This is a genomic window from Amycolatopsis sp. NPDC049868, assembly GCF_044461365.1.
Taxonomy (GTDB): Bacteria; Actinomycetota; Actinomycetes; order Mycobacteriales; family Pseudonocardiaceae; genus Amycolatopsis.
In genome coordinates, this window is the sequence record NZ_JBITKV010000012.1 from 240,271 (window position 1) to 257,185 (window position 16,915).

Here is a 16,915-nt window from a genome sequence, read left to right on the forward strand (position 1 = left end):
CTACACCCGATGTGGCGGCTTCACGTGACTGGACGGACGACACGCGTGATCCGGCGGACGACACGCGTGTCGTCTCTTTCGTCACGCGTGTCGTCCGTCCAATCACGCGAAAGCGCCATCAGCGCACAGGCACTTCCCTCCAGGCACTCGCCGGGCGTGTGAACCGTTCGGCGCCCGGGCCGCGTTGTCTCCGGTGAACCCGTCAGGAGGTGATCCGTGCCCATCAAGGTCGATCGCGGCGATTTCGGCGACGTGCCGGAGTGGGCGCGGACACTTCTCGAAGTCCTCGGTGTCTCCTGGCCTGCCGCCAACCAGCACAAGTTCCGGCGGGCGGCGCAGGAATACGACACCGTCACGGAACTGCTGAACGAACTTCCGGACGACATCGCCAGGGTCAAGCGGGCGATCGACGAGAAGTTGTCGATGCCCGAGGCGGGCGAGGCGTTCGACAAGAGCATGAAGCCGCTCACCGGCGGGTCGCCGAACCTGCTGGGGGAGCTTGCCGAGGGCACGAAGGGGATCGCCGACGGCTGCCGCAAGATCGCACTGGACGTCGAGTACACGAAGTTCTCCGCGATCGGCCAGCTTTTCCTGCTGGCCTACGAGATCGCGATGGAGTACGCCCTCGCCGTCGTCACCGGGGGCGCGTCGCTCGCGAACCTCACCTGGCATTACGCCCTCACCCGCGGCTACCTGCTCGTGCTGTTCAAAATGCTCGTGCGGGCGATCGTGTTCGAGATGTTCATCGGCATCACCGGCGGGCTGATCATCGACGCCGCCGTGCAGCGCCTGCAACGGGAACGCACCGAATGGGACGACGAAACCACCAAGCAGACGGCGATCTCGGGGGCGATCGGCGGCCTGCTCGGCGGCGCCGTCGGCGAACTCGGGGAGAAACTGGGCCGCAAGATCGGCGGCCTGCTGGGCAAGGACTTCGGCAAGGTCGCCACCGACGATCTGCTGAAGCTGGTCAAGGATCTCAAACTGCCGGGCGGGGACGCGCTCGCCGACGACTGGGTACGCGACATCGGCCGGACGCTGACCGACCGGGCGGGCAAACAGTTCACCGATCCGGCGACCGCGTTCACGAAGCGGGCGATCGAGGGCTTCAGCGACGAGGTCGCCGACAGGTTCGTCACCGCGTTCGGCAAGACCCTCGGTGACGACGCCGCCCGGCAACTCGGCCGGGACTACGCGCGCGCCTTCGTGGACAACTGGACCAGGCACGGCCTGGACGGCAGCAAGGCCTTCAACGACAGCCTGGGCAAAGTACTCGCACCGTACGACGGCAAACTGGGCAAGGACGCCGTCGGCCTGCTCACCGACCACGTGCCGGACGTGTTGTCCCGCAACGCCACCGAACGGCTCGGCGGAAACCTCGCCGCCAGGGCCGTCGAGTTCAGCACGGTCTTCCTCTTCGAGGGTGTCTCCGGGGTGATGAGCCAGGCCGTGATGGCCGCGCTCAACGGCGAGTCCGTGTCCGCCGCGGAATACGGCATGGGTTTCGCCGGCGGTGTGGTCGGCGGCGCGGTCAGTCACAAACTCGAGGGGATCGGGGAACGCGCCCTCGACTCGGCGGTCACGTCGATGAAGGAGAAGTTCGGCGATGCCCCGGCGTCCCCGGTTCCGGTGCCTCCGCCGAGCGCCACGAACACACCGAGCACCACGAGCGCAGGGGCTTCGGCGCCCGCCGCTTCCACCTCGCCGAACCCGGCTTCCACCTCCGACGTAAAGTCCACTTCGGACACAAAGGCCGCCTCCGAAACCAAGACCCAGTCGACCACTAAGTCCACATCGGACACGAAGACCGTCTCGGACGGCAAACCCGTTTCCAAGTCCACTTCGGACAGCAAGCCGGCCGAAGTCAAGACCACTTCTTCCGGCAAGACCGAATCCGCGCCCGCCCCCGTGCGGACCTCGTCCGAGGCCGGGACGGTCGAGGAAGCGCCACCGGTGTCCGAGGAACGCCACGAGGACGAGGAACGACCGCACACCCGCCCCGCCCCGCTGCGTACCTCGTCGGAGGATCAGGATCTCGGCTCCGCTTCGGTGGCCGTGTCCGAGCAGGCCCCAACGATCGAACTGGATCTCGGCAAGCCGTTCGCCGAAGACCTGGGCGACCTCGCCGGGCACCATCAGGAGGACACCGAACCGCTGCCGGAAGATGTCCCGGCCACCACCGAAGCACCCGAAACCAAGAGCGACTCCGACACGGACGCGCAGGACCTGACGGTCGCGGACCTGCCGCCGTTCCTCGCCACCGGTCAGGCTCTCGGCTCGGCACCGGTACTCGCGGTCGAAGGGACCGCCGGGCTCCGCGACGAGCTCGCCCGATTGCTGCCAGGGATCGAGGCGGACGATCTTCGCGCGATCGAGAACGCCGTCCACGACGACTTCGAATCGGTGCTCAGCGGACTGCATTTCCCTCTCCGCACGGGGAAAGGCCGGCGCGAGGTCCGGATCCGCGCCACCGTCGGCGGCGAAGTGGTGAGTGAGCCGAAGGAGAAGACCAAGGCGGATCTCACCGTCCAGGGCGGTACTTCGAACTCGGAGAACCTGACGGTCTTCGACGCCGGAGATCTCGGGACGGCCGCGACCGTGCAGATGCCGATGGGTCCGTACCTCACGGTCGGCGGTAAGGTCGCGTTGGCGGCGCCCGGTGCGACCCAGGCCGTGACGGTGTCCACTTCGGACCAGCGGGCGATCCGGTCCGGTGAAGGTTCCCGCCGGGTGCGCCTGAACGTCGAATTCACCGTCAGCGTCCATGACGAGAGCGGCGCCGAAGTCGGTCAAGCGCGGGCGAGGCCGATTCCCGGGCACGTCACCGTGCGGCTTCCGGACGATCTGGTCGGGCTCACCCCGCAGACGGGGCTCGCCGCGAAGGATCTGGACGCCGACGTCGGGCGCAAGCTCCAGAACCCGGTGCCCGAGGCGGTCACCGACCTCGGCGACGTGTTCACCGGAACGGCGGGGCTGCTGCCCCGGTCGGTCACCGCTCTCGGCTCCCCCGGCCGGGACACGTTGCGGGCTTTCCTCGGCACCGCCGGTATCCGGGAGAACTTCGGCCCGATGCTGGCGGGCTGGGTCAGCTCGCCTGCCCTGCTCAGCGCGGACGGCGGCAAAGTGGCGGCGGTGCGGATGAAGGCCGTGCTCACCAAGGCCGAGTTCGTCGGCCCCACCTCCGGGACACAGCTTCGCCTGCACGATTCCACGACCACCGGCTCCACCACTTCCGCCTTCACGAAACGCGGTTTCGACGCGGCCGTCTCGTTCGGCGGCGGTGGTGGCGTCAACGCGGCGAAGATCGCCGCCGGTATCGGCGCCGGCTATTCCGCGCGCACGGTGGACACCGTCGTGTCCGGCCGGACCACGACCACGAAATCGGGTGTCCAGCTCAAGGGCGACGTCGGCCTGTACCGGTTCGAGACCACGATCGTGGTGCAGGCACTGGACGGCGGGGAGACCACCACCACGGCGACGGTCTACGCCAGGTTGGGGATGGCCGAGGCCGCGGCCCAACGTCTTCCGGTCCCGGAAGGCACCGGAGACGGGATCACGCCGCCGTCGACCGAGAAGTTCCCGCCCGCCCATCTGGCCGCGGGACTCGCGGCGGGCAACGTGCGCGTCGGCGAGTTCACCGGCGCCGAGGCCGTGCTGACGGAGATCCGGGACAAGCTCCGTGAGACGGGCCGGTACAAGGATCTTCTGCCGGGCTGGAACGACGAGCAGGAGAGCGCCGGGGCGTCGCGGACGCTGGAGATGCTGGCCAACGAGCGCCTTCTCGACACCGCGTTGTCCCCGTCGGCGCTGCGCGGCCGGATGGACGCGTTGCTGGGCGCCGGTGTGTCGGTCACGCTCAAACGCCGGGGGGTGCTCCGGCAGGACAACGTCACCATCACGGTGCGGCTGGAAACGACGCGCTCCGAGCACATCGGGAGCGCGACCGGACGGGTGACCCGCAACGCCACGACCACCGGACCCGCACTCGGCTCCTCCGCCACGACCAGCAAGGGATGGACGGCGGGGCCCGAGGGCAAGGTAGCGCTCGGGGTGACCGCGACGGCCGCGGTGAAATACGGCGTCAGCGGCGGCGTCCGGACCGGGGCGGGACCGGTCACCGACTCGACGGATCTCACCATCGGCGGTGCCGACTCGGAGGGTTTCCGGCACGAGGGCCGGTTCGTCGTCTCCATCACCGGCTTCTCCAGGGTGAACGCGACGGTCCGGCAGCTGCTGCCCGGCCTGCCGGGTATCCAGGTACCCGACGTCCGGCGGATCTGGACCACGCCGGAGGAACGGGAAGACGGATCGGTCCCGCTCCCGGCCGGGTTCACCGTGTGGATGTCGGACAGCCTGACCCTGCCGGCCGAAGCCGAGCAGGTCGCGCCCGGCGAGCCGAAGGTGAGCGACCTCGACCCGCCACGATCGATCACCGGCCATTTCGCGGAACTCGATCCGCCCGTCGTCGGGGACTGGATCGGCGTGGAGAGCATCGCCCACACCGGGCACGTCGGCACGGCGGCGTTGGAAGCCCTCGTGGAGGCGTCGGACGAAGACCGGGCACTGGCACTGCCCGGCAGCGACGCCTGGACCGTCGTCCAAACGATGCTGAGCACCGACAACCTCAAGGCGGCGCTGCGCTCGTTCACGCGCGGCGTCCTGAGCACCGACCTCGTCCACTCCCGGCGCCTGGCGGACCGGGTGGGCCGGATCGGCGTCCAGGCGAAGCTGAGTAAACCGACCCTGGTCCGGGTGGCCGACGACGTCGCCTCGGAACGGTCCGCCACGGGCGGGTTCCGGTTCGACGGCGGCACGAGCAAGAGCACGGGCCCGGTGATCACCGCGGGGCTGACGGGCACCGGTTCGGTGAACGACGATCCCACCGGATCCGCGACCGGCGGACTGTCCGGCAAACCGTGGGCGAAGACGACCACGACGGCCGACGGCCTCGACATCTCCGCGGTCGTGGACCGCAACGTCACCACGGCGGCCGGGACGCCCCGGGTCCTGGCGAGGTTCGACCTCGACTTCACCGTGCTCGCCGAGGCCCGGCAACAGACCGCGCTGATCCGCCCGGACGCCAGGGTCGCCGCCCGCTCCGTCCACCTGCCCGGCGCGGCACTGGTGTGGCTCACCGAAGACCAGGCACGGGAACACGGTCTCCTGCCGGCCAAGCCCGCCGGACCGCGGGAACGGATCGAGCGGCTCGCGGCTCCCTCGACACTGCCGGAGGGCAAGCCGGGCGCGCTGGGACTGGGCGCCGTCGAGCGGATGCCCGATCTGTCCGACCTGGTGCCGAAGCTGTCCGAGGAGCTGATCAAGGCCAAGATCCCGTTGCTGCCGGGCGTTTCCTTGAACGACGTGATGCATACCTGGGCGAGGCTGACCGACCTCGTCTCGCCGGACGGCGTCCGAGGACTGGTCGACAGCGCGCTGGACGGCGGGATCCCGCTGCACGCGCATCTGCCGAAACTGTTCACCGACAGCGGCTACCAGATCCTGCTGACCGCGAAAACGCTGAGGAACCCGGTTTTCCGCGAGGTGGTCAACGACGGCCGGACCGTCGAACACAGCACCGTCCGCGCGGTCCGGACCAGCCGCACCGGCGGCACGGCCGAAGCGTGGTCGGTCGCGGTGCGGGCAGGCGGACAGGAGAAGTTCCAGAACACCGACGGCGGCGCGACGACGTCGGCCGGCGGCGCGGTCACCAAGGGGATCGGCGTCACGAAGGCGGTCGGCGTCACGGAGGTCCGCACCGAACAGGAAACGCGGTTGCGGACCGGGACCGGACCGGCCGCGCTGTTCGACGTGCCGATCGAGTTCACCCTCGACGTGCGGCGGAACGGCGTATCCGTCGCGTCGGCCAACACGGGGGAGCGGCTGCTCGGCGTCCGGCTGCTGGCCGACAACCTGAGCATCGGCGGCGAGACGGATACCGGCGGAGACAGCGGGTCGAATCCGCTGTCCGCGGCGGACGCCACCCCCGCCGCGCTCGCCGAATGGCGGCAGGGCAGCGTCGCCGAGCTGCCGGAGATGGCGTCGGTGGAATCCGTGCGCGCGGCGGCGGAGCTGCGTGACGCCGTGCGGGACACCCTCACCAAGGCCGGGGCGGACAGCGGGATCACCGGTTACGGCACGGGGCCGGTCAACGCGCTTTGGTCGAGTCTGAGTCCTCAAGTGCTGCAGGCGTTCCTGCCCGGCATGACGACGAAGAGCCTGCCCATACCCGTCCTGCGCGACGGCGCCGTCCTGCGGGGCAAACGGGCCGACGTCGAGGTACACGCCAGGCTCGGCAAACCGCGCACGATCGCGCTCAGCGACGGCGTCAACCTGGAGAAGCCGAAGACCTCGGCGACGGCGGCCCGCTCGGCCGAACGGAAGGTCGCCGAGGCGACGGAGATGGGCGTCACCGGGCCGACCGTCACGCCGGTCGACGACAAGGGCGGCATCGGTGGCCTGCTCACCGGCGCCGACGCGCGATGGACCGGTGAGCCCACCGGCGCCACGGCCGACGGCACGACGGTTTCCGCGGTCGCGAACCTCAAACCGGCCGGGCGGACGGCGCTGGTGCGCTTCGACGTGGACTACCGGATCGTGGTCAAGGTCGGCGGCCGGACCGAGGTCGTGGACGTTTCGCTGCCCGCCTCGGCGGACGTCCGGATGCCGATCGAGGGCTTGCCGGACGTCACCGGGCAGAAGACGCCGCGCGTTCTCAAGGCACGGCAGGGAAGGGTCGCCAGGACCGCGAAGGCGTGGAGGGACGCCGAGGTCGGCGCGGAGGGCCAACGACGCCGGGCCGAGCAGCTGGTCGAGAAGCTCGGTGCCGACGTCGACTGGAACGCCACCGTCGACGCGGCCCGGGTCCGCCGTCCCGGCACCTTGGCGGAACGGCACCACGAATACGCCCGCGAGACCGAGAAAGCCCTGCGGGAAGCCGAAAACGTCGCCGAAGCCGCTCTGCTCCACCATGAGCGGGTGTCTGCGGAAGCCGACGCGGTGACGGCCGCGCTCAAGGCCAGGACCGTCGATCTCGACGACCTCACCCAGGGCACCGCCGACGCGGACCGTGCCTTCCGGGTGCTCTCTTCCGAACTGGCGGCGGCACGCGCGAAGGGGGACCTCGCCGAGGCGCTGGGCGACGTCCGGAGGCTGACCCGGGAACGGGCCGACGCGAAACAGCGGCGCGACCTCTTCCGCGAGGTTCTGGCCGAGCAGCGGGAAAGTCTGGCCCTCGCCGAAGCCGCGGCGGTGGAGACGCGGGAACAGCGGGTCGCCGCGGCGGAGCAGATGATCCGCACCCAGGCGGCCTTGCAGGCGGCGTGGCTCGATTTCGTGGACACCAAACAGGACGCGTGGTGGCTGGCGAAGGACGCGCTGGACGCCGAATTCGCGCGGCTCGCGGCACCGCCGGGTTCTCCCGAAGACGAGAAATGGCGGCACAGCAGGGCGACGGACGCGCCGTGGTTCTCGGTGGCGGAACCGCTCGACCCGGCCGACTGGGAGCCGCTGCGGGCGACGACGCCGCGGCGGTCGGTGGCGACCGAGACCGCCGACGTCCTCACCACGTTGCTGTCCGGCAAGGACAAACGGTACGACGGCGTGATCCGGTACGGCGTCAGCCGGTTCAAGGTCGGCGAGCGCTCGGTCACCGAGTTCACCGTGCCGATCAACCTGGTACCCGGTCGCGGAGTCACCGAGGAGCAGCTCGCGCGGCTGCGGGAACGTGCCACGGCCGGTGTCGAGAAGCTGATCAACAAACGCCACGGTCTCCCGAACGGTGACCAGTTGCACGTCCGGATCGAGTTCACCGGCGACCGTCTGACCGACCGGGACGGCAACCCCCGGTACCGCCCGTACGACGTCGTCGCCGGTGACGGCGAGCGCACGACCCAGACCAACTGGCGATCCGACGCCACGCCGGAGGAACTGGCCCACGAAGTGCTGCACTACCTCGGCGCGGCCGACGAGGAGCACGACAAGGCCAGGGTGTTCCTCAGCCGCGAGGACGACGGGACGACCGGTGTCGTCACCGGTGACGAGAGCATCATGGGCAAGGGCGTGGTCACACCCGGCGTGACACCGAAGCTGATGCCCCGCCACACCTGGATGATCCAGCACGTCCTGCACGCTCAGCTGGGACCCGGCCACCGTCTCACCGACCCCGGGCAGGACGCGCTGCCGGGAGTCCTGCCGTCGTCCACGGAGCCCGCCCCGGCACACTCCGGGCTCACCGCCACGCAGCGGGACACCCTCGACCGGCTCGGCAAGACGGCCGTGCCGGCCGGGGGAGAGCCGGTCACCGGGAACCTGATCGCCGCTATCGCCGCCTCCGTCGCGCCCGAATCGCCGGCCCGGCAGGCGGAACTGCGGAAACTGGGCGCGGGGCTGCGGAACACGACCGCGGCGAAGATCGCCGAAGCCTTCGGGGTCCGGTTACACGTCGTGACCGAGAACGGGGAAGACCTCGGGTACGGACCGGCCGGGCCCCCGCCCGTACGGATCGTGCGGACGGCGGACGGGGACTACCTGGCGACCCGTGACCTGGACACGAGGATCGCTTCGAGGCCCGTCCCGAACCGGCCCGAAACCGACGCGGAGTTGTTCGGGCGGCTGGGCGACAGCAGGTTCGACCCTGCGGAGCCCGGCGCGCTGACGCAACTGGCGATGGAGATCGGGGTGGAGCCCGACTTCGCGGTGATGGAGGACGACTTCGAGGGAGCGCTCGCGCGCGAGGTGCGGAACCTCGCGCGCCTGCTGGACGCGTCCGGTGGCGCGTTTTCGTTGCCACGGCTGAAGGCGATGCGCGTCGTGGCGCAGGCCGCGCGTACCGAACTGGGATTGGACGCGGGTGCCGAGGTCACGCTCGCACACCTCGATCTGGCCGCGGATCTGCTCGACTGGACGGGCGGCCACGCGGATCTGCTCGACCATGTCGTGGCCGGGAACCGGTCACCGGCCCGGGACGGGTTGCGGAACCCCGCGGCGAGTACGACGGTGGCCGCTCCCGGCGAACCTGTCACCACCGTGGCCGGGCGGCCGGACGCGTCCTACCCCGCCGCGTCGGATTTCGTGCGGTTCGCGGAGCGGTCGCACGAGCTCGACGAAGCAGGCCGCGAAACCGTCCGCGAGTTCACCCGGTGGGCATGGGAACAGGCCCGGCGGAGCCAGGCGGAAACCGGTGCCACGCCGCGGATCGAGATACGCGGCTTCGGCAACTCGGCGGTCACCGGACGAGCCGCGCAGCGCGCGCGGACCGTGGCAGGGGCGGTGCGCGATCAGCTTCGGAACCTTTCCGCCAAGACCGGCGACGGCGCGACACCGCGCGTCGTCATCGAAGCGGGCCTGCCCGACTTCGCCCCGATCGACGGTCCGGATCCCGCGAAATGGCTTCGTACCGCCACTCTTCGCCTGACCACCGGGGAGAACCTGGCCGGGCCATTGGGCTGTGTCCCGCTCCGGCCCGGCGAGTCGGTGACCGACTGGGTCGCCAGGACCGTCGCGGAACTGCCGTCCGCGCCCGCGCACCTCGCCACCGGCCCGCTGACCGGCTACCTCGACAAGGCGAGGGCCGCGGGGCGCGGGCAGAAGGCGGAGATCTCGATGCGGCTGAACGTCGCGCGCGATCGACGGCCCGGGACCTGGACGGATTTCACCCTGCCCGACGGCACCACGGTCTCCCTCACCTACGACCCCGCGTCCGGCGAGGCGCGATTCGGGACCGGGTCCTCGCGACCGGACGCGACCTACGAAGTCAAGATCTCGCCCGACCAGGCCATCGGCGTGCTCGACTTCGCGATGCGCTCGGCCGTCACCCGTCCCGGTGGCATCAAGAACACCGAGGCCCGTTTCAACCGGGGTTTGTTCCACCGCACGCTGGGAACTTCGTTACCCGGCAAGGAAGCGCTGTTCGACGACCTGGGCGGCATGCACCGGGGCATGCTGCGCCGTCCCGGCGGCGTGCTCACCGCCGACGGCCGGACCGCCCCGGTGATCACCGAGTCCACCCCGCTCCCCGCGCGCCCGCTTCGCTACGCCGGAGCCGACCCCGTCAAATCCGTGGCGGTGGCGGAATTCCACTCCCGGGAGGAACGGGACGGCCGGCTGCGCGAGTTCGCCGAGAAGGTCTTCGCCGAAACGGCGGACCATCTGCTGGCGGGGCACGGTCTTCCCGTCATCCGGGTCGAGGCGGGGAAATCGACGGCCTTCACCGGCGAGGTCGTCGGCGAACTGTCGCGTCAGCTCGGCGAGGCGGCGCGACGCGCGGAAAAGACCGGGGACTTCCCCGGAGTGGCGATCGACTTCGACAAGGTCACGAAGGACATCGTCGGCTCCGACGGCATCGGCGATGCCGTGACGTTCCGGGTGGTCCGGCCCCGGCCGCCCGCGGCACTGGAGACCGAACCGTCGGGCGGCACCTCGATCCGGCCGGGCGAGCCGGTCAAGGCCTGGGTCGAGCGCCGGGCGGCGGACCGTGGCCTCGACCCGGCGGTGGTGTCCGGTTTCGTCGGTGAGCTGATCGACCGTGTCCAGTACCTCCGCGATCACGCGCGGGACGGGCTTCCGTCGCTTCGGTTCCGGCTCCACGTGAACGTCGGGAGCGACAAGGCCGGGCTGGCCGTCGACGGGCTCCGCGGCCGCGAGCGCCGGACGGGGCACGCCTATGTGAGCTTCTCGGACAAGTCGGGGTTCTTCGCCGGCCTCGGTTTCGGCCCCGTCCAGCCCGGTATGCGGGAACAAGGGGAAGTCTGGCGGGAGGACGATTCGTCCACCTTCGCCGTCGAGTACCAGGTCAGCGCGAACGACGTGCTGCGCGGGATCGACCACATGATCGACAGCTGGGACCACGACTACGAACTGCTCGGGCACAACTGCGTGACTTTCGCCAGGGACATGCACACCAAGGTCACCGGGCTTCCCGCGCCCAGCGGCGGGCTGCTGTTCCAGAACCCCTACGACATGGCGGAAAACCTCCGTAAGACGCCGGGCAGGTTCGCCGTCACCGCCGCCGCGTCGGCGGATCGCGAACAGGTCGAAGAACGGGTGAAGACCTACTCCGAGGCCATGGCGACCAGCCCGTTGGCCGACCCGGCGGACACCCACGTCCGGACGGTCATCCGCGAGCTGGTGACCTTGCCCGGGGTGAAACGGGTGGAGGACTTCAGCGGCGCGAGCGTGCATTCGATGGCGATCCGGGATCGGCTCGAAGCCATTCGAACCGGTCTCGCGAACCTCGGCGACGACGCGACCCGCGCCAAGGTCCGCCGGGCGGTCACCGACGCGCTGATCGCGACCGGTTTCGTCCCGGTACGGGAAGGCACGGCGGGCCGGTCCCGCGAACGCCAGGTCCTGCGGCCGATCTCACCCGGCCTGCTGGGCGAGGTGCTCGACGGCGTCGCGGCCACCCTCGCGGCGGGGAAGGACCCGTTCACCGAGCCGGGGTCGCCGTTGCGCGGCTACCGGGCGGACGTCGGCCTACCTGCGCGGTGGGCGACGCTGGCGACGCTCAACCTGACCGAGTCCGCCCGTACCGGGCTCCGGAACGATCCGCTGTTCCAAGCGTTGCAGGGCAACCCGGACGCGTTGATCGAGGCGCTGTTCGCGGGCACCGGCCACGAGAGGCTCGCGTTCGCCGGCCGAGGGGCCGAAGCGATCGTGAACGCCGGGTTGCGCCGGACGGTGCCCACGATCGCGGGGCTGCTCCATGTGGGTCGTGCCGCGACCGCCCACGCGGAGCGGATAGCCCCGGAGCGTCGGCAGCGGATCGCCGTCATCGACCGGGAATTCGACGCGATCCGGGACCGCGCGTTCACGCTGGCGGCCGAGGTCCCGACGGCCGCGACGCGCCGGGAGTGGGCCGCGCTCACGACGCGGTGGAGCCGGGCCATGCAGAAACTCGGTGCCGTCCTCCGGCCCGGTGGCCCGCATACCGCGCTGCCGGTGTTCGCCGGCCGGATGCTGCCCGGCGCGTGGTCTCCGGTGAGTTCGGCGAGTATCGCGCCGGTGGCCGCCGCCACGGACGATTGCCTTGTCTCCCCGAGTATCCCCGGGCAGGGGACCACACCCGTTCCGGACGGCGACCTCGCGCAATTCCGCCGCGACGTGGTGCGCCGCGGCGGGATACTCATGACCTCGTCCACGGGCCCGCTGCGCCTCGACGTGACGACGCTCGACGACGAGCCGGTCTACCTCCTGGACGACCCGCTCCGGCCCGGTGTCGAGTACCTGTCCGAATCGAGCTTCCTCGACGCGGTGCGGGATCGACGGCTGGAAGAGGCCGAACTCCTGCCGAAACGCGCGCCGGTGACCGAAAGCCCCGTCGTCGTCGCGAACGACGTCGAGACGATCCCACTCGGAGGGAACAGCGGGATCAGGTTGACCGACGCCCGGCTGGACGGACTGGCCGACAGGCTCCCCGCGGACGACCGGTTCTTCACCTTCCTCGCCCATGGCGGGCCGAACGGTGCGCCGGTGCGTATTGCTTCAGGGGCCGGGAGTACGCCACTGACTCCGTTCGAGGTGGCCACGATGCTGGTACATGCCAGGGACGAGGGCTGGTGGGACGGCGTGAAGCCGTTGATGTTCGCCTCGTGCGGTGCCGGTGTGGGCGGCCGCGAATCGTTCGCCGCCCAGGTGCTGTCGGAGTTGCGCGAGCGGGGCATCGACGTGGAGGCCGTCGCGCCCGACGGACCGGTGTACCTCGTCCCCGGCGAGGAGGGCCGCACCGGCCACCTCGTGGTGACCGGAAAGGTCGGGTTCGACGTCTTCGGCCGTCCGGTCGTCGAGCCGAACGGGAACTGGGTGCGGCTCGGCGGATCCACGGCCGAGGCGGAGCCGATCGGTGCGCATATCGTGGTGGAGGAGAACGAAAACCCGCGTACGGGCCCCGTTCCCGGTTACGGGACCGGGAAACCGGTGATCGAGTCGAAGGACGCGGTGCGGCTCGCCGACGAGGACGAAGCGGACAGTCCGCCGCCGAGGCCGTCGCCACCCTCGCGGACACCGTCCGAGTCGTCGCAGTCCTCGATCGAGGTCAACACGATCGAGATCAGCTTTCCTTATCCCGGCAGGATCCTCGGCCGCGACGTGCTGTACTCCGGCCAGCGTGAAGTACTGGCCGTCCACGGCATGGAACCGGTACTGGTCGAAGGGGACACGCGGCACGATTCGTTCCGCGAGGCCCTCGTGGCGAGCCTTCCGGACGACATACCGCGTGAGCGTGCCCGGATCATGGCGGGACTCGACGAGTTCACCGCGGCGCATCCGGACAACACCGATCTCGGTGCGATCGCGGAGGCGGCGGGGGTCCGGGTCCACGTGCTCGAACGCGACGGAACGTGGACCAGCCACGGACATCCGACGGCCAGGCCGGTACACATCCTGCGGGCGGACGTCGACGGCGAGGAGCGTTACCTCGGCACCACGGAGAACGTCCACATCGGACGGCCGAACGTGCGCTACCCGGGTTCGACCGTGCTGCTGACCGGCCACGGCCGCAAGGTACTGCATCGCGGCGAGTTCGAGATCGAGACGATCAAGGGAAAGCATTACGTCCGGCTCTACACCGCGATCCTCACTCCCGCCGCGCGGGAATCCGCGTTCAAGGACGTGCACCAGGACGAGGACGGCAAGGTCGATCCCTTCAGCGGGGAGGGCAGCACCGGGGCGAAGATCTTCTGGGTCGGTGGCGGACGGCCGCTCCGGGCGGTGCAGTGGACCGCGAAGTACGAGAACGACCCGGAGCGCAAGGACTTCATGCAGCCGATGCTGCGCTCGTTCCTGGTACCGCTGGACGTGTTCCTGGACGTCACGGAGCAGTCGGTGGTCGAGGCTGTGTCGTCGGACAGCGAACTGTCGATGAACGTCGACCAGAACGGTGACACGAACCAGTTCGGACTGCGCGGGCAACAGTACGAACAGTTGCGGAAGAAGGTGCTCCCCGGTTCGCTCGTCACGTACACCGTCGGCGGGCGGGTGACCGTCATGCCGGAGTTCGCCGGCCGGCAAGAGGACCTCGCCGACCTCTACGTCCGGCTCGGCCTGCGACCGGACTTCGAGTCGGACGCACTGGGCAAGGAGCACGACCCCTGGTTCACCTGGAACACCAAAGGGCAGACGTACTTCCGCAATGACCCGAAGGCCTTGCGAAGCCTGGCACGGACACTGAGCGACCACTATCACACCTGGCACAAATCACCGGAAGCGTTCTTCAGCCCTCCTGCCGATGTGATTCCGGAGTTCCCCAGACCGGCCACCAGGGTCGTGCTGGACGACAAGACCCGGCGGGAAGGGGAGATGAACGCCTTCCTCAACACGCACGGTCCCGGAAAGGAGCTCGTCGAAAAGTTCACCGATCGGCTCTGGGCGGCGATGGAGGAAAAAGTCCGCAAACACGCCGGAAAGGGCGTCGAGGTGACCGAAGGCGATCTCCGTGCCACCGTGTCGGGCCAGCTCAACAAGTCCTTGAACAACCCGCATTTGGTGCTCGTCGAGGCCACGAAGATGCTGATCGGTCAGCGGGAGGGTCTGCCGAAGGTCAGCACTCTCAAGGAGATCGAAGAGGCCATGCAAGCGGATCGCCTGATCTCGATCAGGGCGGGGATCGCCGTGGCCGACGCCGTACTGGATTCACTGAGGGCCGGATTCGGGAAGGAAGTCGAGGACGGCAAATTCGGGCAGGGACTCGGGGATCTGGTCCTGGAGATCGTGCAAAACCGGTTCGAGGCCCTGGAGACGCGCTGGGTCGAGGAGCTGGAAGAGAAGACGGCGGTGAAGGAAGAGGAAAAGAAGGCGAAAGAGGAGGAAAGGCGGAAGAAGGCGGAAGAGAAGGGCGGCGCCAAGAAGGAACCGCGGAAGGCCGAGGATCAAGGAGAGCCCAAGAAGAAGCGCGAAAAGCCCTTCCTCGGCGGAACGAGGGGCGAGGTCTTCACTCAGACGATCACCGACGAGTTGCTCAAGGGAGAGAAGTTCAAGAAGCTCTTGAGCACAAAGGTGAAGATCGGCCCGGACTCCTTCGCGGCGCAGTTCAAGAGCCGAATCCTCGCCAAGGCGCTGGATTCCATCACGAGGAGCGAGCTGGTCGGTGTCGGCGAGACGGAGGTCCGCGAGCGATTCCGTGACTGGGTGAAGAATTCGGCCGGCGCGCTGTCCACGGAGTTGACGCACAAGAACGCGGCCAGGTTCGGAGCCTTGGCGGACCGCAAGAAACTGGCGGAGCTGGCCTCGGCGGCGGTACAGGACCCCGTTCTGGTGAACGACATGCCGATCGCCCCGGTGCCCCGCGCCGCCGGGGACGAGTTCATGGACCTGGTGCCGCAATTCGCCACGCAGGCGGAGATCGGCTCCGTCATCGCCACCGACGAACGGCGGATCAAGAACGACTTCGACACCAGGGCGGGCGAGCTGGAGCAAGGCATGGTCCCGTTTTCCCCGTATGCGAACGAGTACGCGAGCTGGCGCGACAAGTACGTTCTCGGCTACACGCAGAAGCAGGATCCGTCCGTTTTCCGCAGGCATCGGCGGATCGGTGAGGAGCTGGCGAGGACGATCCAGGGACAGCTCGACCAGCCGGACGTGCGTTCCGGCAGGGTGATCCTCGACCAGCTGCTCTCGGAACTGGACGAGGGCCTCACCGACGACTTCGACAAGCTGAAGCGGAAATTCGACGAGACGGTCAAGATCCAGCCGGTCCGGCCCGACAAGAACGAGCAGGTCGGGCCACCGGACCGCGCCGAGGGCCAAGTCGCGCCGAACACTTTCGGTGAGCACGCTCAGATGGTGCTCAACCGGTACCTGGCGCTCACCAGCCGTCAGGGGGACGCCGGGCGGTTCGTCCGCCGGGAGGCGGTCGTCAAGGCGATCCTGTTCCACGACATGGACAAGGTGAATTCCAAGCACCAGTACGGCGACGCTCAGGTCAGCCATGATCTGGAGCCCGAACACCGCGGCGCGGTCCAGTACATGAACCGGCACGAGGGGTTGTGGGCGAGCAGGCGTGACTTCGAGCTGGTGCGGGCGTTCGTCGACTCGGACCCGTTCGGCTACTACTTCCGTGGGATGGGCGGGATGACGGCGGAGGACGTGTACAACTTCGTGCGAAGCCTCGCCGTGCGGGTCGGGCGGCCGGGCGGCGGGACCCCGACCGCCGCCGACGTGCGGAACCTGTTCCGTGAATTCCACCAGTACTACCAAGCGGATTTCTCGTCCTACAGCGAGCAGGCGAAGTTCGTCAACGACACCACTCACAAGGTCCAGGCCGGCTACGACAAGCTGACCGGCGTGCTCGTCGTGAACGGTGAGCACGTGCCGGTGGACGGCGAACACCGCTTCGCCTACACCAGCGCGTACGAGAAGAAGTTCGAGGAACTCGCCGCCGTCTTCGACCGGGCGGTCGCCCTCGAACCGCACCGGGCCGCCAAAGCGCCGGTCCGGTCCACCCCGGTCGTCGAGGACGTGGCGAGCGACATCTTCGCCGCCTTGGTGCCCGAGACCAGCCGTGCCGACCGGCTTGAGGAGTTCCTGGACCGGCTCGTCGATCCGGGTGTCGTCGGTCTCGACGAGGTCGCCGAATTGCTGGGGATGCTCGATGCCGAAGCAGCCGTGATCCCCGGCGCGAGCAGACCGGTCGCCCAGACGAGGCGAGAGGCGGTGGCGAACCTGCTTTGGGCGCGCGATGCCGCGAACCGGGCATCCGCCGAGCGGCGGCGGTTGGCCCCGCGTGTCGCCGGTGGGGCCGGCACCTCACGGGACGGAGGGGACCTCGGGGCGGCGGAGGCGGCCGTTGACGCGGCGTTGATCGCGGAGAGCCAGGCCGAGGCCGATCTCCTGGCGTGGGGTCTTGAACCGGGACAGCTGGAGGAAACAATCACCCGCTGGCTGTCCGGAAGATAGGAACCGCCGGACGGTTCTGCCACCTCTC

The 16,915-nt window shown here is 69.4% G+C and carries 1 protein-coding gene; it reads left to right on the top strand.

Annotated features, from left to right (window positions below; translation table 11 throughout):
- Window positions 1-216 precede the first annotated feature (216 nt).
- Window positions 217-16,887, top strand: coding sequence for a hypothetical protein (locus ACIBTM_RS36710; RefSeq protein WP_395881764.1), 16,671 nt, complete (start codon window positions 217-219; stop codon window positions 16,885-16,887).
- Window positions 16,888-16,915: the final 28 nt, after the last annotated feature.